The following is a 20,279-nucleotide window of genomic DNA, read 5'->3' as shown; positions in this document are numbered from 1 at the left end:
CCCCGGGCAACCGGTTTTCGGTCGTGGACGGGGCCGGTCCGGGCGATTCGCGGCCGCCGTTCGATCCTGCACAATCGGCGGATGAGCGATGAAGACCCGTACCTCTGGCTGGAAGACGTCACCGGCGAGGCCGCCCTGTCCTGGGTGCGCGAACGCAACGAAGAAACGGTGTCCGCGCTGGCCTCGGACCCCGCGTTCAAGGTGCTGGAATCGGAGGTCCGCGAGGTCCTCGACGACGACGGCAGGATCCCGTACACGACCCGTCGGGGACGCCACCTCTACAACTTCAGGCAGGACGCCGACCACGTACGCGGTCTGTGGCGGCGCACCACCCTGGAGGAGTACCGAAAGGAGCGGCCCGAGTGGGAGCCGGTCCTGGACCTGGACGCGCTCGCCGAGGCCGAGGGGGAGAAGTGGGCCTGGGCGGGCAGCGCCGTCCTGGCCCCCGATCACCGCCACGCCCTGGTCATGCTCTCGCGCGACGGGGCGGACGCCTGCGTGGTGCGCGAGTTCGACCTGGTGGAGCGGGAGTTCGTCGCGGGCGGCTTCGAAGTCGCCGAGGCCAAGACCCGGATCGGCTGGATCGACCGGGACCTGGTCTGGATCGGCACGGACTTCGGCCCCGCCTCGATGTCCGCGTCCGGCTATCCCCTCCAGGTGCGCCGGTGGAGGCGCGACACCCCCCTCGCGGAGGCGGAACTGGTCTACGAGGGCAGGCCGACGGACCTGTCCGCCTCCGGCTGGCACGATGACACTCCCGGCTTCGAACGGGACTTCGTCCACCGGCAGATCGACTTCTGGAACGGGGAAATGCTCCTCCTCCCCGGGGACGGAACCCCGGATCAGGCCGGTCCCGAGAAGATCCAGGTCCCGGACGACGCAAGTGCCTCCGTCCACCGCGAATGGCTGCTCGTCGCGCCGAAGTCGCCGTGGCTCGGCCACGTCGCGGGCAGCCTGCTCGCCTTCGACTTCGAGGCCTTCCGGGCGGGGGAGCGGGAGGCGGCCGTGCTCTTCACCCCGGACGAGCACACCGCCCTCGCGGGCTGGAGCTGGACCCGCCACCACCTGATCCTCACCACCAGCGCCGACGTCTCCTCCCGACTGGAGATCCTGACCCCCGGGCCGGGCCCCGACGGCTGGAGCCGCACCCCGCTCGCGGGCGTGCCGCCGCTGTCCACGGCCTCCGTGGTCGGCACCGACCCGGACGTGAGCGACGAGTTCTTCCTGAACGTCTCCGGCCACCTCCAGCCGTCCACCCTCTACCGGGGTACGGCCCCGGCCGGCGCCGACGAGACCGTCAAGCAGGGCCCGGCCCTCTTCGACACCGCCGGCCTCGCGGTCCGCCAGTACTTCGCGCGCTCCGCGGACGGCACGAGGGTGCCGTACTTCGTCGTGGGACCCGAGGACCGGACCGGCCCCGGGCCCACCCTGCTCTACGGCTACGGCGGCTTCGAGGTCTCCATGGTCCCGGGCTACAGCGCCGTCACCGGCCGCGCCTGGCTCGCGCGCGGCGGCACCTACGTGGTGGCGGGGATCCGGGGCGGACACGAGTACGGGCCGGACTGGCACAAGGCCGCGCTCGGGGCGAACCGGGTCCGGGCCTACGAGGACTTCGCCGCCGTGGCCCGGGACCTCATCGCCCGCGACGTCACCACCCCCGCCCAGCTCGGCATCGAAGGCGGCAGCAACGGCGGGCTGCTCATGGGCGCGATGCTCACCCGCGACCCCGAACTGTTCGGCGCGGTCGTCGCCCACGTGCCGCTGCTGGACATGCTGCGCTTCCACAAGCTGCTCGCCGGAGCGAGCTGGATCGCCGAGTACGGGGACCCGGACAGCCCCGCCGACCGGCCCCACCTCGAGCGGATCTCCCCCTACCACCAGGTCCGGACGGAGGGGCCCCCGTACCCGCCGCTGCTCCTGCTGACCTCGACCCGCGACGACCGCGTCCACCCCGGACACGCCCGCAAGATGGCCGCCCGGCTGCGGGAGTCGGGGCATCCCGTCCTCTTCCACGAGCACCTCGGCGGCGGCCACTCGGGCGCCACCGACCACGGTCAGACCGCCTTCAACGAGGCGCTGGTCCACACCTTCCTGTGGGAGCGGCTGACCCCGAAGAAGTGACCCCGGCGCGGTGCGCGCGGCCCGGGATCAGATCTGGCAGCCGATCTCGGCCGCGACGCGCTCGCCGGAGGAAACCGCCGCGTTCAGGGTGGAGTTCTCCACGTCGGTGTGTTCCCCCGCGAAGTGGATCCGTCCTTCCTGGATCCCCTCGCAGCCGGCGATCGAGGTGTACTGGCCGACTTTGTAGTAGTGGTAGGCGCCCCGCTGCCACGGGGCCCGGGACCAGTGGTCCTCGTACGCCCTGCCGGTGAACGCGGCCGTGGTGCCCGGGTAGACGCGCTCGATCTGGGAGAGGAACCAGTTCACGTCGGCGGCGGGCGCCGGGCCGTGCGCGGCCCCGGTGAGCACGTCGCGGGCGGTGTTCCCGCCGGGGAAGTCGACCAGCAGCGCCGGTGTCCCGTTGGGGGCGCCCGCGACCGAGCCGTCCCAGGCCGTCTGGTAGCCGGCCGGGCCGGTGTTGCTGATGCCGTTGTAACCGAGCTGGGGCCAGGTCTTGGCCGAGAGCTCGGTGACGAGCTTCGCGTTCTGGCCCATGCCCTGCTGGCGGACGGCTGTCAGCTTCCGGGAGGAGAGGCCCGCCCCGGAGAGGTCCACGTCGCGCAGCGTGCTGAAGGGCAGGGCCAGCACCACGTGATCGGCCGGCACCGAGACGGTGCTGCCGCCGTGGTCGAAGACGCAGGTGTACGAGCCGTCGCCGCCCCGCCGCAGGGCGATGAGCGCGTACCCCTGGCGGACCGTGCCGGCCGGGAGCTGGGCCGCCATCCCGCTGACGAGCTGGTCGTTCCCGCCGACGAGGTGGTACTTCTCGTCGAAGCCGCGCCCGCCGGCGAAGACCGACGAGGCCCCGAGGAAGCCGATCATGCCCAGGGCGGAGGCCTCGGCGGGCTCGCCGCCCGACTGGAGCTGGAGGGACTGGATCAGCTGGCCGAGGCGGGATCCGGGGGCGAGGCCGATCTCGTCGAGGTAGTCCAGGCAGGAGAGGTGGTCCAGCCGGTACGCCTCCGCCGTGTATCCGTCGTAGCGGGCGGTGCCGGCGGCGGCGTACGAGGCGCTGAAGGCGTCGTAGGCGGCGGCGGTCCAGTCGTCCTGCTGCCGGAGCCCCGGGTAGGAAGTCCCGTTGACCCAGCCCGCGTAGTCCCCGGCGTGCAGCTCGCCGCCGTTGGCGACCTCCCGCTGCAGTCCCAGGCTCCGGGCCAGTTCGAGGACCGCGGTGTCGGTGGAGCTGATGAAGGAGCCGCCGTGCTCGTGGACCGCGCCGCCCGAGAAGAACCCGCGCAGGGACCAGCAGCGGCCGCCGATGCGGGTGGAGTCGGCCTCGTACACCGTGGTGGCGACCGGGTTGCCCCGGTTCCACAGCCGGTGCGCGCAGCGCAGCCCGGCGAGTCCCGCGCCGACGATCACGACGCGCGGGGCGGTGGCGCCGGTCGCGGCGGCGGCGCGGCGCGGGGAGAGCAGGCCGCCGGGGAGGGCGGCGGCGAGGGCCGCGGCGCCCGCGGCGCCCGCGGCGCCGAGCATCCGGCGGCGGCTGGGCGTACGGCTGCCGGAGGCGGGCTGCTCCCCGGCGCGGCGGGCGCGTTCGCGGCGGGTGTCCTCGAGGCGGGTGTGCTCGGCCTGCTCGCCGAGGACCTCGGCGACGGGCATGCCGCGGCGGCGGGCTTCGGCGTGGGCGGCGAACGCGGTGCGGAGCGGGTCGGGGATGCCGGCGCGGTGGGCCGGCTGGTGCGCGTACTGCATGTGATCCCTCTTCTCGGAATCCTGCGGAGACGGCGAGGAGTCGAACTGAGAGGGGAGTAGAGCGGTGACGCAACACCGTTGTCAACGGTGTTGCGCCACTTTTGGCAGAGGAATGTCCGCGGACGGGGTGATCGGGGGCCGGCGGCCCCGGATCAGGCTCCGCGCAGCGTCCGGACCCGGGTCTCGATCGCGTTGATCAGCGCCTCGACCCTGGTCGCGAAGATCTGCTCCTCCGTGACCTCGGCCAGCTGGGCGCCGAGCCGGGTGATGTTGGGGAATCCATCGGGGTCGACCAGGCGGTACTCGCGGTTCCAGGAGGACTCGTCGGCGGCCCGTACGTCCGCGTCGAACAGCAGGTAGGCGGCGCGCTGGCCGACGTAGGCGAGGAGGGAGTCGCCGACCATCCGGTAGTGGACGGCGGCTTCGGCCCCTTCGAGGCCGGCCTCCGTCACCGCGCCGAGGATCAGCTCCACGACACGGAACTCGTTGGGCCTGCGCGTGGTCCGGCTGGCCATGGTGGAGCCGACCACCGGGTACCTGAGGGCGACTTCGAGGGAACCTTCGGCGAGTGCCCGAAGCCGGTCCTTCCAGTCGAGCCCCGCCGGGATGCTGTCGAGCACCTCGCGGAGCATCCGGTCGGCGACCGACAGCAACAGCTCGTCCTTGTCGCGGAAGTGCCGGTAGATCGCGGTCGGGTCGGCGCCGAGTTCCTCGCCGAGCCGTCGGACGGTGAAGGCGTCCTCGCTGCCGCGAGCCGCGATGCGCAGGCTCGCTTCGATGATCGCGTCGGGTGTGAGCTGGCTGCCCGCGCGCTTGGACCGGGCGGGTGTGTCGGATGACTTCGGCATGGTGGGGCCAGTGTAACGATGTGGAACAGAGCCAGCGCAACACCGTTGACAACATTGTTGCGCTCCCGTTCACTCCTCCTCAACGAACCAGCCGTGCGGGGCTCACCCGCCGAGCCGAAGGATGCGTCGATGGGCAACACCAGGCAGCGTGCCGACATCGTCTTCGTAGGGGGGCGGGTCTTCACCGGGACCTCTCCGACCCCGATCGACGCCGCCGTCGCCGTCGGAGGCGGCCGGATCATCGCCGTCGCCGACGCGGCCACCGTCCGCTCGCTCGCGGACGCCGACACCGAGGTCGTCGACCTCGCGGGAGGACTGCTCGTCCCCGGATTCCAGGACGCCCACGTGCACCCCGCGGTGGCCGGCGTCCAGATGCTCGGCTGTGACCTCAGCGAGGAGCGCACCATCGACGGCTACCTCGCGGTGGTCGCGGAATTCGCCCGGACCCACCCCGAGGCGGCCTGGATCCGCGGCGGCGGCTGGTCGATGGACATCTTCCCCGGCGGCACCCCGACCCGCGCCATGCTCGACGCCGTGGTCCCGGACCGGCCCGTCCTCCTCACGAACCGGGACGGCCACGGCGCCTGGGTCAACACCAGGGCGCTCGAGATCGCCGGCGTCGACCGCACCACCCCCGATCCGGCCGACGGCCGGATCGAGCGGGAGGAAGACGGAAGCCCGGCCGGCACCCTCCAGGAAGGCGCCGTGGAGCTGGTGGCCCACCACGTGCCCCTCGCGACGCCCGACGAGGCACACGCGGGCCTGCTAGCCGCACAGGAACACCTCTTCTCCCTCGGCGTCACCAGCTGGCAGGACGCCATGATCGGCTCCTTCCCCGGCAACCCCGACAACTACGGCGTCTACCTGCGCGCAGCCCGCGAGGGCTCCCTGCGCGCCCGCGTCGTCGGCGCCCTGTGGTGGGACCGCGAACGCGGCCTGGAGCAGATACCCGAACTGGAGGAGCGCCGCGCCGGGGGACAGGTGGGCCGCTTCAACGCCACCAGCGTGAAGATCATGCAGGACGGCATCGCCGAGAACTTCACGGCCGGCATGCTGGAGCCCTACCTCGACGGCTGCGGCTGCGCCACCGGCAACTCCGGACTCAGCTTCATCGAGCCCGAGGTGCTCACCGAGGCCGTGGCCCGCCTCGACCGCTCCGGCTTCCAGATCCACTTCCACGCCCTGGGCGACCGTGCCGTGCGCGAGGTGCTCGACGCGCTCGCCGAGGCCCGCGACGCCAACGGGGCCAACGACAACCGCCACCACCTCGCCCACCTCCAGCTCGTCCACCCCGAGGACATCGAGCGCTTCGCGAGCCTGGACGCGGCCGCCAACATCCAGGCCCTGTGGGCCGCCCACGAACCCCAGATGGACGAACTCACGATCCCCTTCCTGGGACCGGAACGAGCCCGCCTCCAGTACCCGTTCGGCGACCTTCAGCGCGCCGGAGCCCGTCTGGTCGCCGGCAGCGACTGGTCGGTCAGCAGCCCCAACCCGCTCTGGGGCATCCACGTCGCGGTCAACCGCTCCGTACCCGACGAGGCCCCCAACGCGACCGGGACCTTCGAGCCGGCGCCGCCGTTCTTCCCGGAGCAGGCCCTCACGCTCTCCCAGGCGCTCACCGCCTACACCGCCGGCAGCGCATGGGTGAACCACCTCGACGAGGTGACCGGCACGGTGGAGGAGGGCAAGTACGCCGACCTCGTCGTCCTCGACCGGGACCCCTTCGCGCATCCCCCGATGGAAATCGCCGACACCCGCGTGCTGCGCACGTACATCGACGGCGAACTGGTCTTCGCCGCGACCGACTGAGCCGCGACCGACTGAGCCGCGACCGCCCGCATCCCCACCGGCCGATCCGCCACGGCCGAGCGTCACCCACCCCACCGAGCTCATCCCTCAGGGAGTCAGACGATGTCATCAACCCGATCGGGATCCCCGCTGCACCGCGGCCGCCGCATCCGCAACGGCGCCGCGGCCGCCCTCGCCGCGGCCGCCGTACTCGTCACGAGCGCCTGCGGCGGCGCCGCACCCGACAAGGACGCGGACCGGGCCACCGCGTACAAGATCACGGACAAGACGCCCGCAGCCGCCGGCAACGTCGACTCCTTCACCTGGTCCGTCTACGCCGAGCCGACCACCATCGACTACGCGTACTCCTTCGACTTCCCGCCCAACCAGATCCTCGCCAACGTCTGCGAGAGCCTGCTGCGCTGGAACCCCGATCTGACGACCTCCCCGGGCCTCGCGGCCTCGTACGCCAACCCGACGCCGACCACCTGGGTCTACCAGATCCGCCCCGGCGTGCACTTCCACGACGGAACGGTGCTCACCGCCGACGACGTCGTCGCCTCCCTGAGCCGCAACCTCGACCCCGGGACCGGCAGCGTCTGGGCGAACCAGTACAAGAACGTCAAGTCCATCGACAAGACCGGCCCGATGGAGGTCACCGTCACGCTGACCAAGCCGGACTCCACCTTCAACAAGTACCTGGCCGCGAGCCCCGGCACCGTGGAATCAGCCGCCACCCTGGCCAAGTCCGGCAAGGACTACGGCAATCCGCAGACCGGAGTGAACTGCACCGGCCCCTTCTCCTTCGGATCCTGGACCTCCGGCCAGTCCCTCACCCTCAAGCGGTTCGACGGGTACTGGAACCAGGAGCTCAAGGCCAAGTCCGGCGAGGTGAAGTTCGTCTTCCTCGGCGATACCACCACCCGCGTCAACGCCTTCCAGAGCGGCGAGGTCGACGGCGGCTGGATGGTCCCGCCGAACGCCTACGCCCAACTCGGCTCCACCGAGGCCGGAAAGCTCTACTTCGGCCGCAACACCACCGTCGCCGACGAGGTCGTCGCCAACCTCAAGGGCCCCCTCGGCAACCCCAAGGTCCGCCAGGCCCTCCTCATGGCCATCGACCGCAAGGGCATCGTCAAGGCCGGGGCCGGCGGGGTCGGCGAGGTCTCCGACTCGCTCGTCACCGACAACCTGTGGGCCGACGCACCCCCCGCGGCCCGCGAAGCCCTCCTGAAGGACCTGCAGAAGTACCCGTACGACCCGGCCAAGGCCAAGGCGCTCGCCGCCGAGGCGGGAGTGAACGGCCAGGAGGTCGTGATCGCCACCAGCCCGCTGGACTCGCAGACCACGATCATCACCCAGGGCGTCGCCCAGGCCGCCACCGCCATCGGGCTCAAGCCGCGGATCGAATCCCTCTCCGGGGACAAGTACACGACCCTCTTCACCGACCCCGCGGCCCGCGAGGGCATCGACCTCTTCCTCACCTTCTGGTACACGTCCATCACCGACCCGCTCGACATGTTCGCCTCGCTGGAGACCGGCGCCTTCAGCAACTACGGCAACTGGTCCGACCCGGCCTTCGACGCGGCCGTCGAGAAGGCCGTCGGGTCCTACGACCCGGCCGGGCACGCGGCAGCCAACGCCGAGGCGCAGAAGATCGCCTCGCGCGAACTGCCCTGGCTGCCCCTCTACACCCTCCCCGTCAGCGTCTTCATGGGCAAGAAGATCACCGGCGTCCAGCCCTCCATCGCCTACCTCTACTACCCGTGGGCGGCCGAGATCGGAGCCAAGGGATGACGGCCGCGGCGACGGCCGCGAAGACACGCGCCGTACGGGTGCTGCGCAAGCTCGCCGGCATGGCGGCGACCCTGCTCGTCACCTCCTTCCTCGTCTTCTCCTCCCTCTTCCTGGCACCCGGGGACCCGGCGAGCTTCCTCGTCAAGGGACGGAGCCCCAGCCCGGAGGACCTGGCCGCGCTCCGCAGCCAGTACGGCTTCGACGAACCCTTCCTGGTCCGGTACTGGAACTGGCTCGAAGGGGTGCTGCACGGCGACTTCGGCCGCTCCTACCTCTTCCACCAGGACGTCTCCGCGGTCATCTGGTCGCGGCTGCCCTCCTCCATGCTGCTGATCGCCGTATCCGGCCTGATGATCGCCGTGTTCGGCATAGGCTCCGGCATCATCGGGGCGCTGCGCCGGGGTTCGCGCACCGACCGCTCCCTGATGCTGCTCGTCACGGTGGGCGCGGCCGCCCCCGCCTTCGTCGCCGCCCTGCTGCTCAGGTCGGTGTTCGGGGTGGAGCTGGGCTGGTTCCCCACCATCGGCAACGGCGAAGGCCTCATGGACCGGCTGCACCACGTGATCCTCCCGGCGGCGGCCCTTTCCGTCACCTTCACCGCCCTGGTGACCCGCGTGACCCGCTCGGCCATGCTCGACGAGCTGAGCCGCGACCACGTGGAGGTCGCGCTGAGCCGCGGAGCTCCACGGCGCACCGTCATCAGGCGGCACGTCCTGCGCAACGCGCTCGGACCGATCGTCACCGTCTCCGCGCTCCTGGTCTCCGGCATGCTGGTCAGCACCGCGATCGTCGAGACCGCCTTCGGAATGTCCGGCGTGGGCTCCCTGCTGGTGCAGTCCGTCGACCAGCTCGACTTCCAGGTCGTCCAGGCCATCGTGCTGCTCGTGGTGGGCGCCTTCGTCGTCGTCAACGCCCTCGTGGACCTGGTCCACCCGCTGATCGATCCGCGCACGGCCGCGGCGGGGAGCGCCCGATGAGCACCCTTCCCGAAACGGGGGTCACGACCCGCACCCCCCGTACCCCCCGCGCCCGGCGCGATCCGCTGGCCCGGCTGCGACGCCTCGGCGGCGGCCGGCTCCAGCGGACCTGCCTGGCGCTCCTCGTCCTGTTCGTGCTCCTCGCGATCCTGGGCCCCTGGATCGCCCCGTACGACCCCACCTTCGGACAGCTCGGCGACACCCTCCTCGGGCCGAGCGCCCAGCACTGGCTGGGCACCGACCAGGGCGGCCACGACACCCTCTCGGCGCTCGTCGTCGGCACCCGGACCAGCCTGGCCGGACCGCTTGCGGTCGTGCTGTTCTCGACGATCCTCGGTGTCGCCGTCGGCCTCTTCACCGCCTGGCGCGGAGGCTGGATCGACACCGCCGTCGGCCGGGTCCTCGACGTCCTGTTCGCCTTCCCCGCGCTGCTCCTCGCGATCCTCGCGGTGGCCCTGTTCGGCAAGGGGATGACGGCTCCGGTGATCGCCATGGCCATCGCCTACATGCCGTACACCGCACGCCTCGTACGGGGCCTGGCCGTCCGGGAGAAGTCCCGGCCCTACATCGCCGCCTACCAGGTGCAGGGCCACTCGCCCCTCTACGTCACCGTCCGCAGGCTGCTGCCCAACATCGCCCCGACGCTGCTCGCACAGTCGACGGTGAACTTCGGCTACGCGCTGCTCGACCTCGCCGCCCTCTCCTTCCTCGGACTCGGCGTGCAGCCGCCCACCCCCGACTGGGGAGCCATGATCAACCAGGGGCAGGCGGCCGTCCTGCAGGGCCAGCCGCTCTCCGCGATCGCGCCGGCCGTGGCGGTCGTCCTGGTCGTGGTCGCCTTCAACGTCGTCGGGGAAGACCTCGGCGACCGGCTCGCGGGGAGGGACTCCCGATGACACTGCTCGACTACCAAGCCCTGCGCGTCACCCTTCCCGCGATGGCCCGCCCCCTCCTCGACGGAGTCAGCCTCACCGTCGCGGCCGGCGAGGTCGTCGCCCTGGTCGGCGAATCCGGCTCAGGCAAATCCGTCACCGCCCGCGCCGCCCTCGGCCTGTTCCCGCAGGGCGCCGAGATCGGCGGCCGGGTCCGGGTGGACGGCACCGACCTCGTCGGCGCCACCCCCGCGAGCCTGCGCGAGGTGCGCACCGACAAAGCGGCGATGATCTACCAGGACCCCCGGGCCGCCATCAACCCGGTACGCCGGGTCGGGGACTTCCTCACCGAACCGCTGCGCCTGGTGCACGGCTGGTCCAAGGCCCGGGCGAACGTCAGGGCCGCCGAACTGCTCGACGCGGTCGGCCTGCCCGACCCCGTCCGCCACTTGAACCAGTTCCCGCACGAGCTCTCCGGCGGCATGCTCCAGCGCGTCGTGATCGCCGCGGCCCTCACCGCCGAACCCCGGCTCCTGCTCTGCGACGAGCCGACCACCGCGCTCGACGTCAGCACCCAGGCCGAGATCCTGGCGGTCCTGGGCCGGCTCCAGCGCGAACGCGGCCTCGGGCTCCTCCTCATCACCCACGACATCGAGCTCGCCGCCTCCGTCAGCGACCGGATCTACGTCATGTACGCGGGCCGGATCGTCGAAACGGCGCCCGTCGCGGAACTCTTCGCCTCTCCCCGGCACCCCTACACCGCGGGGCTGCTCGGATCCTCCCCGCCCCTCGCGGGCCCCCTGGCCCGCCTCACTCCCATCCCCGGCGCCCCGATGGGCCTGCTGGAATCGGCCCCCGGCTGCGCGTTCGCACCCCGCTGCCGGTTCGCCGAACCGGGCCGCTGCGACCGGTCCGCGCCGGAGCTCGTGCGGCACGGACCGGCCGAAGTCGCCTGCCACCGCGCCGCCGAAATCGGCCTGAAGGAGGACAGTTGAGCAACCTTCCGAGCAAGGACGCCACCCCGGACCTCTCTCCGGAACTCCTCCGGGTGAGCGGCCTGCGCAAGACCTACCGGACGGGCGGGACGGAGGTCGTCGCCGTCGACGACCTGACGTTCTCCGTGCGGGCCGGCGGGGCGCTCGGCATCGTCGGCGAATCCGGTTCGGGCAAGACCACCACGGCCCGGATGCTGATCGGCCTGGAACGCCCCGATGCGGGCGAGATCCTGGTCCAGGGCCGGCCGCTGGCGGCTTCCGTACGGGGGAGGCCGGCCCGGCTGGCCCGCGCCAAGGCCGTGCAGATCGTCTTCCAGGACCCCTACCTCTCCCTGGACGCGCGGATCAGCATCGGTGAGACCGTCGACGGCGTGCTCAGGCTGCACGGCATGTCCGACCGGACGGCCCGGGCCGCACGGGTACGGGAACTGCTGGCCCAAGTCGGCCTCGGCGACCGCGAGGCCGCCGCCCTGCCCCGCAGGCTCTCCGGCGGCCAGCGCCAGCGCGCCGCGATCGCACGGGCGCTGGCTGTCGAACCCGCCGTCCTGGTGCTCGACGAAGCGGTGTCCGCCCTCGACGTCTCCGTCCAGGCGCAGGTGCTCAACCTGCTCTCCGACATCCGGCGCGACACCGGGATCGGCCTGGTCTTCGTCAGCCACGACCTCGCCGTCGTCCGCTACGTCTGCGACGAGGCGCTCGTCATGTACCGCGGCCGCACGATGGAGCACCGCCCGGTGGGCGAGCTCCTCACCGACCCCGAGCACCCCTACACCCGGCTGCTGCTGGCCTCCGTACCCCGTCCGGGCTGGGACCCCGACTCGATCAGCCGGCGCCGCCGGGAGCTGGACCCGCTGACGGCGACGGCTCCTGCGGTGAAGGCGGCGGCAGCAGGGGCGTGACGCCGGGGCGGGTTCGTACGAGCCCGCCCCGGGCAGTCGGGTGATCATGGCCGGGATCCGCCCTGGCGCCCCCGGAACGCATGGCGGAAGATCCCTCAGCGGGCGCCGCCCGTGGCTTACGATCGCCGCGGACGGTCCCGCCCGTGATCGCCGCTCGACCCGCACTCGTGGAGGTCAACCGTGTTCCGGACGGCCAGAGGAAACCGCAAGCGCCCCGCAGGTCCCCGAATCCGTGTCGCCGCCGCGGCCGCGGCGGCGGGCGCTTTCCTCGTCGCGGGATGCTCCTCGGGCGATGACGGCCCGAGCGAGGCGGCCGGCGGAGTGCCCGTCGTGGAGAAGGGCAAACTGACGACCTGCACCCACCTGCCCTATCCGCCGTTCCAGTTCGAGCAGGACGGCAAGGTCGTCGGATTCGACGTGGCGCTGGTCGACCTGGTGGCGACCCGGCTCAAGGTCGAGCAGAAGATCCTCGACACGCCTTTCGAAAACTTCAAGACCGGAGCCTTCCTGAACTCCGGCGAGTGCGACCTCGCGGCCGCCGGAATGACGATCACCGACGAGCGCAAGAAGAACGTCGACTTCTCCGTCCCCTATTTCGACGCCACCCAGGCACTGCTCGCCACCAAGAAGAGCGGCGTCACCTCGCTGGCCGACCTCAAGGCGAAGGCGAAGAAGCTGGGCGTGCAGGCCGGGACCACCGGCGAGAGCTACGCCAAGGCCCAGGGCTTCGACCCGGTCGCCTTCGAGAGCTCGGACGCGGTCATCAACGGACTGCGCACCGGCCAGGTGGACGCCGTCGTCATCGACTACCCCGTGGTCCAGGGCTGGCTCAAGGACCCCAAGAACGCGGCGGAGTTCACCCTCGGACAGAACATCGAGACGGGCGAGCAGTACGGCTTCTCGGTGAAGAAGGGCAACACCGCCCTGGTGGCCGCGATCGACAAGGCGATCACCGACGCCAAGGCCGACGGCACCTACAAGAAGCTCTACGAGCAGTGGATCGGCCCGCTGCCCCAGACCACCCCGTGACCTCCCGGCTGACCCGGCGCCAGCGCCGCCGGGTCTCGCAGGGACTGCAGTACGCGCTCTTCGCCGCGGTGCTGGTGCTGATCGCCGTCTCCGCGGACTGGGGGAGGCTGCAGAACCAGTTCGCCCAGAAGGACCTGGCGCTGCGGCTCTTCCCGGAGATCATCACCACGGCCCTGCGCAACACGGTCGTCTACACGATGTCCGGGTTCCTCCTCGGCCTGGTCCTCGGCCTGGTCATCGCCATGATGAGGCTCTCCTCCGTGGCCCCGTACCGGTGGGTCGCCAGCGTCTACATCGAGCTGTTCCGGGGGCTCCCGGCCCTGCTGATCTTCATCTTCGTGGGCGTGGCGGTGCCCCTGGCGTTCCCCGGTACGGAGATCCCGGGCGGCACGTACGGCAAGGTCGCGATCGGCCTGGGACTGGTGGCCGCCGCCTACATGGCGGAAACGATTCGGGCCGGCATCCAGGCGGTACCCAAGGGGCAGATGGAAGCCGCCCGCTCGCTGGGCTTCTCGCACGCCCGGGCCATGGTCTCGGTCGTCATCCCGCAGGCCTTCCGCATCGTCATCCCGCCCCTCACCAACGAGCTCGTCCTGCTCTTCAAGGACTCCTCGCTCGTGCTGTTCCTCGGCGTGACGCTGTCCGAGCGCGAACTGACGAAGTTCGGACGGGACCTCGCCAGCCAGACCGCAAACTCCACCCCGATCCTGGTCGCGGGCCTGTGCTACCTCCTGGTGACCGTGCCGCTGAGCTTCGTGGTGCGCCGCCTGGAGGCCCGCGCGGACAAGGCCGTGTGAGGAAGACATGCCACAGAAGACCCCAGCGGTGGACACGACGGCCACGGACGGCCCGGAGATCGAGATCCGCGGACTGCACAAGTCCTTCGGCGCCAACCACGTCCTGCGCGGCATCGACCTCGACATCGCCCGCGGCGAGGTGGTGTGCGTCATCGGGCCCTCCGGCTCGGGCAAATCGACGCTGCTGCGCTGTGTGAACCTGCTCGAAGAGCCCAGCGAGGGCCGGGTCTTCGTCGGCGGGACCGAGGTCACGGACCTGGACGTCGACATCGACGCCGTGCGCCGCCGCATCGGGATGGTCTTCCAGCAGTTCAACCTCTTCCCGCACGTCAGCGTGCGCGAGAACCTCACCCTGCCCCAGCGCCGCGTCCTGGGCCGGAGCAAGGCCGAGGCGGAGGCCGTGGCCCGGGAGAACCTCGCCCGCGTCGGCCTCTCCGACAAGTCCGAGGCGTACCCGGCCCAGTTGTCCGGCGGCCAGCAGCAGCGGGTGGCGATCGCCAGGGCCCTGTCGATGGGCCCGGAAGTGATGCTCTTCGACGAGCCGACCTCGGCGCTGGACCCCGAACTCGTCGGCGAGGTACTCGCGGTGATGCGGGTCCTGGCGGGCGAGGGCATGACGATGATGGTGGTCACCCACGAGATGAGCTTCGCCCGCGAGGTCGCGGACCGGGTCGTGTTCATGGACGGCGGGGTCATCGTCGAGCACGGCCCGGCGGCCCAAGTGGTCGGGAATCCCCGGCAGGAGCGGACCAGGAGCTTCCTCAACCGGATCCTGGACCCGGCGGCGGCCGAGCCGCCCGGGCCCCGGGGCGAGGAAGGGGGCCGGGCCGCGGACGCCTGAGCGAGTCGTGCACCCGCCGGGCCCGAGCTCGGCGCCGCGCTGCCCATGGGGCAGGATGGCAGTCCGTTCCGGATGCGCACGCATGCGCGAACGCGGCCCCACGCACGACGAACTGACAGGTGACAAGGTGACCACACCCCTCATCGGGCGGCCCGCCGGGCCGGCCCCCGCCTCCCTGGTCCGGCGAGTAGCGGAGGACGTCCGTTGAGCCGGGACCTCGTCCTGCACGACTGGCTGATCGCCGGCATCGCGCTGGTCGCGGGCGGTCTCGCCGGGCTGCTGCTGCGCGCCCTCGTGCGGTGGCTGTCCAAGCACGCCCTCAGGACCCGGTGGAGCGGCGACGACATCATGGTCGACGCGCTGCGCACCCTCGCACCTGCGGCGGCCGTCATCGCCGGCGCCGCCGTGGCCGCCTCGACGCTGCCGCTCAGTGCACGCGTCTCCGGGTGGGTGAACCACTCGCTGACCGCGCTGCTGATCCTCGTCGCCACGGTCGGCGTGGCGCGCGTCATCGCCGGCCTCGTCCAGTCCGTGGCCCAGGCGCGGACCGGAGTGGCCGGATCGGCCACCATATTCGTCAACATCACGCGCGTCCTGGTGCTCGCGATGGGCGTGCTCGTCGCCCTCGAATCCGTGGGCGTGTCCATCGCTCCCTTGCTCACCGCCCTCGGCGTGGGCGGTCTGGCGGTGGCCCTGGCTCTGCAGGACACCCTGGCCAACCTCTTCGCGGGCGTGCACATCCTCGCCTCGAAGACCGTGCAGCCCGGTGACTACATCCGTCTGACGAGCGGTGAGGAGGGGTACGTCGTCGACATCAACTGGCGCAACACCGTGGTCCGCAACCTGTCGAACAACCTGGTGATCATCCCCAACGGGCGGCTCGCGCGCACGAACATGACCAACTTCACCCAGCCGGAACAGCAGTTGTCGATCATGGTCCAGGTGGGAGTGGGCTACGAGAGCGACCTGGAGCACGTCGAGCGGGTGACCCTCGAGGTGGTCGACGGGGTGATGGCGGACATCAACGGCGCGGTCCCCGACCACGAAGGAGCCGTACGCTTCCACACCTTCGCGGACTCCAGGATCAACTTCACGGTGATCCTCGGCGTCGGCGAGTTCAGTGACCAGTACCGGATCAAGCACGAGTTCATCAAGCGCCTGCACAGCCGGTTCCGGACGGAGGGCATCTCGATCCCGGCCCCCACGCGGACGGTCGCGCTCCACCAGGAGGACTCCCGGTCCGTGCCGCTCACCGCGGCCGCGGCACAGCCGGCTCCGCCGGTCGCGGCGGTCCCGCAGCAGCGCGAGGCGCCGGTCCCGGCCCTGGCGGACGGTGCGCGGTAGCGGAGCGAGCGGGACGGGACCCCGCCGCGCCGCCACCCGCCTGCGGGGAGTGGGGGACACCGGAGGCGGGTGGCGCGGGGGCGAGTCATAAGCTGACGGCCCGGGGGCTCGCGCCCCCTCGTCTCCCGCACCTCGCCGCCCATCGAAAGGACCACCTCATGAGTGAGAAGGCCCGCAAGCTCTTCGACGCGCTCGACCTGAACAGCGACGGGGTGCTGACCCGCGTCGAGGTGATCACGGCCCTGCGCAGCAAGGGCCCCACCCTCGCCGCCCACGGGGACCTTCCCTTCTGGGCCGTGGGTGACGCGGATGCCTCCTCGGCCCTCTTCGACCAGGCGAACCTGGACGGTGACGGCGTCCTGACCTTCGAGGAGTTCGAGCGCGAGGTCGACCGGCGCTTCGGCTGGTAGCCGCGGGGCGGGCCCCGAGATCAGTTCCGGCTCAGTCGCGGACCCCGTCGCAGGCGATCCGCAGGTGCCGGGGTCCGCGCAGGACCGCGTTCTGCCGGTAGGGCGGCGGATCCTCCAGCAGCCGCGGGTTCTCCAGCCGCCGGGCGAGCTCGCTCAGCGCGAGCTGGGCCTCCAGCCGTGCCAGCGGGGCGCCGAAGCAGCTGTGGATTCCGCTGCCCAGGCCCAGGTGCTGGATGTCCTTGCGGTACGGGTCGAAGCGGTCCGGGTTCTCGAAGCGGTTGGGGTCCCGGTTGCCGGAGGCCAGGATCAGCCACATCGAGGAGCCCTTCGGGATGGTGACCCCGCCGACCTCGATGTCCACGAGCGGGGTGCGCTGCGGCAGCAACTGCACCGGCGGCTCGAACCGCAGCAGTTCCTCCACCAGCGGCACGGCCAGTCCGGGCTCCTGCCGCAACTGCGCCAGCACGTCCGGGTTGCGCAGCAGGGTCAGCATCCCGTTGGTGATCAGGTTGACCGTGGTCTCGTGGCCGGCGATCAGCAGCAGGGCCGCCGTGCTCAGCAGCTCCATGGTGGACATGGACTCGTCCGGGCCGTGACCCACGGCCAGTTGGGAGAGCATGTCCTCGCCGGGATCCTTGCGGCGCTGCTCGATCAGCCCGGCCAGGTACATGCCCAGCTCCATGCGGGAGTCGTGGGTCTTGCGCTGCCGTTCGGCGGGATCGGCGTCCGGATCGGGGTCCAGGCTCGCGGCGAGGGTGTCGGCCCAGACGTGGAACTTGGGCTCGTCCTCGCGCGGTACGCCGAGCAGCTGGCAGATCATCGTCACCGGGAACGGGTACGCGAACTGGTCGACGAGGTCGATGTTCTCGGTGTCCCCGAGGTTGTCGATGAGACCGGTGACGATGTCCTTCAGCCCGCCGCGCATTCCGTCGACGCGGCGCGGGGAGTGCGGCGGCCCGAAGGGCCGGTTGGTCATCCGGCGCAGCCGGTCGTGCTCCGGCGGGTCCAGCTTCAGGAAGCTCGGCGGCAGCGCGGTCTCCTCCGCCTCCCCGCCCTCGGCCAGTGGGTCCCCGGCCGTGGCGGCCAGGTTGCGGGCGTCGGAGCTGAGCCGCGGATCGTGCAGCAGGCTCTGGATGTCGTAGTAGGTGCTGATGACGTACGGTCCGGTCCCGTCGTGGAAGACGGGGGTCTTGCGCAGCTCCTCGTACAGCGGGTACGGGTTCGCGCGGCTGGAATAGTCCAGGATCTGGCTCAGGATGCCGTGGGCCATGGGGGTCCTCCGGGTACGTGCGGGTCAGTGCCCGGCGGGGGTGAAGGTGGCGATCCGGCGGTCGGCCGGCGAGTACCCGCTGAGGGTGATGGTCGGGCCGTGCGTGGGCACGGAGGGGTCCGGGAAGTCGGCCGGGATCGGCCGGTGCCCGTCGGAGCGCCGGTCCACCGTGGTGAACGGCGGCGGGAAGGGCGCGCAGGCCTCGATCTGCTTCTCGTAGAACTGCAGCCAGCGCCCGTTGTCGAAGGTGACCGCGCCGATCACCCGGCCCTGGTAGCCGTAGACCGCGGTGAACCGGCGCTCTGACCGAGACCCCTGGGTGATCATGATCTCGCTGCCCATGGAGGGCACGCCCACGGACTTGATGTTCACCCCGAACTGCGAGGACCAGAACGCGGGCACCCACAGGTGCGGCCGGCGGTCGGTGCCCTCGCTCAGCATGTTGTGGGCGGCGGTCTCGGCCTGCGCCACCGCATTGCCCCAGTGCTCCAGGGAGAGGAACTGGTAGCCGAACAGCGCGTGCGGGGAGCGGGCCACGTCGCCCGCCACGTAGATGTCGTCGGTGACGATCCCGCGGAGGTCGAAGGCCCGGCAGCCCGCGTCGCAGGCGATGCCGCGCGGACCCGCGCCGAGTCCGGAGCCGGTCAGCCACTCGGTGTTGCGCTGGGCGCCGAGCGAGACGACCACCACGTCGCATTCCAGGGTGGTGCCGTCGGAGAGGTGTGCGGCCCGCACGCGTCCGGTGGCGTCGCCCTCCAGTCCGGTCACCATGATCCCGGTCCGCAGGTCCACGCCGTTCTCCCGGTGGAGTTCGGCGGCGACCGCCCCGATCACCCCGCCCAGGGCGCCGACCAGGGGACCGTCGCCGCGTTCGGCGACGGTCACGTCCAGCCCGCGCTCCCGGCATGCCGAGGCGATCTCGGAGCCGGTGAACCCGGCGCCGATGACCAGGACCCGGCGCGGTCCGGCGGCCAGGGCGCGGGCCAGGCCGGCCCCGTCCTCGCGGGTGCGCAGGGTGAAGACCCCGTCGAGCTCGCCCTCGGCCTCGTTCGGCCAGGGCCGGGCCCGGACGCCGGTGGCGATCAGGAGACGGTCGTACGGGACCTCTTCGCCATCGGCGAGCTTGACCGTACGGGCCGCCATGTCGAGCCCGGTGGCCGCGACGCCCAGGCGCCATTCGGCGTCGATGTCGAGCCGTCGGGGGAGCAGGGTGTGGTCGGCGTCGGCCTTGCCCAGCAGCACCTGCTTGGACAGCGGCGGGCGGTCGTACGGCTCGTGGCGCTCGTCGCCGACCAGGGTCAGTGAGCCGGTGAAGCCCTTCTCCCGCATGACCTCCGCGGCGCGCAGGCCGGCCAGCGAGGCACCGACGACCACGATCCGGCCGGAGCGCTTGAGCTGGTCCAGGGCGGTGTCAGCCATCGGAGGCCTCCCCTCCGGCTCCGGCGGACGCGGTCGCCGGGGTGCGCGGGGCGGCGCCGTCCGACCGGTCCAGATCGTCCACGAGGATGGCCTGCACGGGGCAGGCGGCGGCGGCCTGGGCCACGCGCTCGCGCTGGGCCTCCTCGGCCTGCGGATCGTAGAGCAGCCCTTCGTCCCCGTGCATCGCGAAGACGTCGGGGGCGAGGAAGGCGCACTGCGCGTATCCCTGGCACCGGTTGAGATCGACGACGAGCCTCAGCAAGGTGTGGTCCTTTCGGTGCCCCCCTGGGCCTTCCGCACCAGCGTGCGCGCGGTGGTACCGGGAAGCTCGCAGGGGGCGGCCATTGGAGTGAGGGGTGGGGGCGCCCGTCAGGGGGCCGGGCTGGGGCGGCCCCGGCCCGACCGCAGGATGTACAGGCTCACGAGCAGGGCCCAGGCCGGGAAGACCAGCTCGGACCAGGGCAGGGAGGAGCCCGCCACGAGCAGCACCAGACCGGCGAGGTACCCGGTCAGGGCCAGCGGGCGCGGAAAGACACCGAGCCGGCGGCCGATCGTGGAGGTCGCGAACACGAACACGGCGGCCATCCGCATCCCGTACGTGGTCAGCAGGTTGTAGGCGAAGTGGCGGCCGAAGTCCTGGGGCTGACCGGCGTCCAGCACCGTCCCGGCGGCCGCGGCGGCGCCGAAGAGGCTGGCGACGAAGATCAGCCCGCTGCCCAGGAAGACGGTGGTCACGAACCGGTCCTCGGCCTCGCCGGAGTGCTCCCGCAGCGCGCCCATGAACCACAGGAAGGCGATGCCCGCGAAGGGCACGAGCTCCAGCGCCGTGGTCACCGCGTCCCGCTGCCCGGAGGTGATCTCGATCTCGGCCGCGCCGCCCCCCGACGGGAGGGCGATCCGGGCCAGCACGATCGCCGCCGCCATGAGGGCGGCGAAGAGGATCCCCGCGAGCCCCGCCGCCCTGGGGGTGCTCAGGCTCTGCCGGGGGGCGGTCTCCGGAGCTTCTGGTCTCATGCGTCCAGCAAGCCCCGGGTGCGGCCGTGGTGCCAGCGGGGCCGCGCGCCCGGGTGACAGGGGTCGCGGTCCCCGGACCCGAGAAAGGTATGTAAGAAATTATTGACACCAGGTATGGATC

Annotated in this window: 18 protein-coding genes; 12 read left to right on the top strand and 6 right to left on the bottom strand. The window is 71.7% G+C overall.

Translation table 11 applies throughout. From position 1 onward, the window contains the following. The first annotated feature begins 81 nt into the window (after positions 1-81). Complete coding sequence (locus ACFYM0_RS10345; protein WP_388498893.1) at positions 82-2,121, top strand: prolyl oligopeptidase family protein; 2,040 nt, start codon at positions 82-84, stop codon at positions 2,119-2,121. 27 nt (positions 2,122-2,148) lie between these two features. Here ACFYM0_RS10345 and ACFYM0_RS10340 read toward each other — a convergent pair whose 3' ends face one another. Together ACFYM0_RS10340 and ACFYM0_RS10335 are read right to left on the bottom strand one after the other, a co-directional pair. Next, positions 2,149-3,855, bottom strand: a complete 1,707-nt coding sequence (locus ACFYM0_RS10340) for a flavin monoamine oxidase family protein (RefSeq protein WP_388498891.1) — start codon at positions 3,853-3,855, stop codon at positions 2,149-2,151. Positions 3,856-4,007: 152 nt separating this feature from the next. After that, positions 4,008-4,703, bottom strand: a complete 696-nt coding sequence (locus tag ACFYM0_RS10335) for a TetR/AcrR family transcriptional regulator (protein ID WP_388498889.1) — start codon at positions 4,701-4,703, stop codon at positions 4,008-4,010. A 129-nt stretch (positions 4,704-4,832) separates the two neighbouring features. Here ACFYM0_RS10335 and ACFYM0_RS10330 point away from each other — a divergent pair, with 129 nt between their 5' ends. The 11 genes from ACFYM0_RS10330 to ACFYM0_RS10280 all read left to right on the top strand — a co-directional run bounded on the left by ACFYM0_RS10330 (position 4,833) and on the right by ACFYM0_RS10280 (position 16,455). Then, entirely contained in the window at positions 4,833-6,515 is a 1,683-nt protein-coding gene (locus tag ACFYM0_RS10330; protein ID WP_388498886.1) for an amidohydrolase, read from the top strand. 102 nt (positions 6,516-6,617) lie between these two features. Further along, positions 6,618-8,291: an ABC transporter substrate-binding protein gene (locus tag ACFYM0_RS10325; RefSeq protein WP_388498883.1), complete on the top strand. Its 1,674-nt coding sequence runs from the start codon at positions 6,618-6,620 to the stop codon at positions 8,289-8,291. Then, entirely contained in the window at positions 8,288-9,268 is a 981-nt protein-coding gene (locus tag ACFYM0_RS10320) for an ABC transporter permease (protein WP_388498882.1), read from the top strand. Before ACFYM0_RS10325 ends, ACFYM0_RS10320 begins: the two co-directional genes overlap by 4 nt. Next, positions 9,265-10,164 carry an ABC transporter permease gene (locus tag ACFYM0_RS10315; protein WP_388498880.1) on the top strand — a complete coding sequence of 300 codons (900 nt, stop codon included), beginning with the start codon at positions 9,265-9,267 and terminating at the stop codon, positions 10,162-10,164. The genes ACFYM0_RS10320 and ACFYM0_RS10315 overlap by 4 nt, the downstream gene beginning before the upstream one ends. Further along, positions 10,161-11,135, top strand: coding sequence for an ABC transporter ATP-binding protein (locus tag ACFYM0_RS10310; protein ID WP_388498878.1), 975 nt, complete (start codon positions 10,161-10,163; stop codon positions 11,133-11,135). The genes ACFYM0_RS10315 and ACFYM0_RS10310 overlap by 4 nt, the downstream gene beginning before the upstream one ends. Continuing rightward, positions 11,132-12,034 (top strand): ABC transporter ATP-binding protein, encoded by a 903-nt coding sequence (locus ACFYM0_RS10305; RefSeq protein ID WP_388498875.1) that lies wholly within the window; start codon positions 11,132-11,134, stop codon positions 12,032-12,034. The genes ACFYM0_RS10310 and ACFYM0_RS10305 overlap by 4 nt, the downstream gene beginning before the upstream one ends. Before the next feature lie 180 nt (positions 12,035-12,214). Next, positions 12,215-13,063 carry an ABC transporter substrate-binding protein gene (locus ACFYM0_RS10300; RefSeq protein WP_388498872.1) on the top strand — a complete coding sequence of 283 codons (849 nt, stop codon included), beginning with the start codon at positions 12,215-12,217 and terminating at the stop codon, positions 13,061-13,063. Continuing rightward, positions 13,060-13,860, top strand: coding sequence for an amino acid ABC transporter permease (locus tag ACFYM0_RS10295; protein WP_388498870.1), 801 nt, complete (start codon positions 13,060-13,062; stop codon positions 13,858-13,860). Before ACFYM0_RS10300 ends, ACFYM0_RS10295 begins: the two co-directional genes overlap by 4 nt. Before the next feature lie 7 nt (positions 13,861-13,867). Then, positions 13,868-14,701, top strand: coding sequence for an amino acid ABC transporter ATP-binding protein (locus ACFYM0_RS10290; RefSeq protein WP_388498867.1), 834 nt, complete (start codon positions 13,868-13,870; stop codon positions 14,699-14,701). A gap of 204 nt (positions 14,702-14,905) precedes the next feature. Continuing rightward, positions 14,906-16,045 (top strand): mechanosensitive ion channel family protein, encoded by a 1,140-nt coding sequence (locus tag ACFYM0_RS10285; protein ID WP_388498864.1) that lies wholly within the window; start codon positions 14,906-14,908, stop codon positions 16,043-16,045. Positions 16,046-16,203: 158 nt separating this feature from the next. Next, positions 16,204-16,455 (top strand): EF-hand domain-containing protein, encoded by a 252-nt coding sequence (locus tag ACFYM0_RS10280; RefSeq protein WP_388498861.1) that lies wholly within the window; start codon positions 16,204-16,206, stop codon positions 16,453-16,455. 31 nt (positions 16,456-16,486) lie between these two features. Here ACFYM0_RS10280 and ACFYM0_RS10275 read toward each other — a convergent pair whose 3' ends face one another. The 4 genes from ACFYM0_RS10275 to ACFYM0_RS10260 all read right to left on the bottom strand — a co-directional run bounded on the left by ACFYM0_RS10275 (position 16,487) and on the right by ACFYM0_RS10260 (position 20,158). Next, on the bottom strand, positions 16,487-17,725 hold the full coding sequence (locus ACFYM0_RS10275) for a cytochrome P450 (RefSeq protein WP_388498859.1): 1,239 nt from the start codon (positions 17,723-17,725) through the stop codon (positions 16,487-16,489). Positions 17,726-17,749: 24 nt separating this feature from the next. Then, positions 17,750-19,144: an NAD(P)/FAD-dependent oxidoreductase gene (locus tag ACFYM0_RS10270; protein WP_388498856.1), complete on the bottom strand. Its 1,395-nt coding sequence runs from the start codon at positions 19,142-19,144 to the stop codon at positions 17,750-17,752. Further along, complete coding sequence (locus ACFYM0_RS10265) at positions 19,137-19,403, bottom strand: ferredoxin (protein ID WP_388499352.1); 267 nt, start codon at positions 19,401-19,403, stop codon at positions 19,137-19,139. The genes ACFYM0_RS10270 and ACFYM0_RS10265 overlap by 8 nt, the downstream gene beginning before the upstream one ends. Before the next feature lie 110 nt (positions 19,404-19,513). Then, positions 19,514-20,158 (bottom strand): hypothetical protein, encoded by a 645-nt coding sequence (locus tag ACFYM0_RS10260; protein WP_388498853.1) that lies wholly within the window; start codon positions 20,156-20,158, stop codon positions 19,514-19,516. Positions 20,159-20,279 lie beyond the last annotated feature (121 nt).

It is taken from the genome of Streptomyces sp. NPDC006487 (genome assembly GCF_042870555.1).
Lineage (GTDB): Bacteria > Actinomycetota > Actinomycetes > Streptomycetales > Streptomycetaceae > Streptomyces.
This window is presented reverse-complemented; position numbering and strand designations above follow the sequence as displayed.

Excerpts from the sequence above, each read along its gene's own strand:
- ACFYM0_RS10310 (WP_388498878.1), top strand. The coding sequence starts at position 10,161 with ATGACACTGCTCGACTACCAAGCCCTGCGCGTCACCCTTCCCGCGATG.
- ACFYM0_RS10340 (WP_388498891.1), bottom strand. The coding sequence starts at position 3,855 with ATGCAGTACGCGCACCAGCCGGCCCACCGCGCCGGCATCCCCGACCCG.
- ACFYM0_RS10290 (WP_388498867.1), top strand. The coding sequence starts at position 13,868 with ATGCCACAGAAGACCCCAGCGGTGGACACGACGGCCACGGACGGCCCG.
- ACFYM0_RS10345 (WP_388498893.1), top strand. The coding sequence starts at position 82 with ATGAGCGATGAAGACCCGTACCTCTGGCTGGAAGACGTCACCGGCGAG.
- ACFYM0_RS10320 (WP_388498882.1), top strand. The coding sequence starts at position 8,288 with ATGACGGCCGCGGCGACGGCCGCGAAGACACGCGCCGTACGGGTGCTG.
- ACFYM0_RS10315 (WP_388498880.1), top strand. The coding sequence starts at position 9,265 with ATGAGCACCCTTCCCGAAACGGGGGTCACGACCCGCACCCCCCGTACC.
- ACFYM0_RS10335 (WP_388498889.1), bottom strand. The coding sequence starts at position 4,703 with ATGCCGAAGTCATCCGACACACCCGCCCGGTCCAAGCGCGCGGGCAGC.
- ACFYM0_RS10260 (WP_388498853.1), bottom strand. The coding sequence starts at position 20,158 with ATGAGACCAGAAGCTCCGGAGACCGCCCCCCGGCAGAGCCTGAGCACC.
- ACFYM0_RS10280 (WP_388498861.1), top strand. The coding sequence starts at position 16,204 with ATGAGTGAGAAGGCCCGCAAGCTCTTCGACGCGCTCGACCTGAACAGC.
- ACFYM0_RS10275 (WP_388498859.1), bottom strand. The coding sequence starts at position 17,725 with ATGGCCCACGGCATCCTGAGCCAGATCCTGGACTATTCCAGCCGCGCG.
- ACFYM0_RS10330 (WP_388498886.1), top strand. The coding sequence starts at position 4,833 with ATGGGCAACACCAGGCAGCGTGCCGACATCGTCTTCGTAGGGGGGCGG.
- ACFYM0_RS10270 (WP_388498856.1), bottom strand. The coding sequence starts at position 19,144 with ATGGCTGACACCGCCCTGGACCAGCTCAAGCGCTCCGGCCGGATCGTG.
- ACFYM0_RS10325 (WP_388498883.1), top strand. The coding sequence starts at position 6,618 with ATGTCATCAACCCGATCGGGATCCCCGCTGCACCGCGGCCGCCGCATC.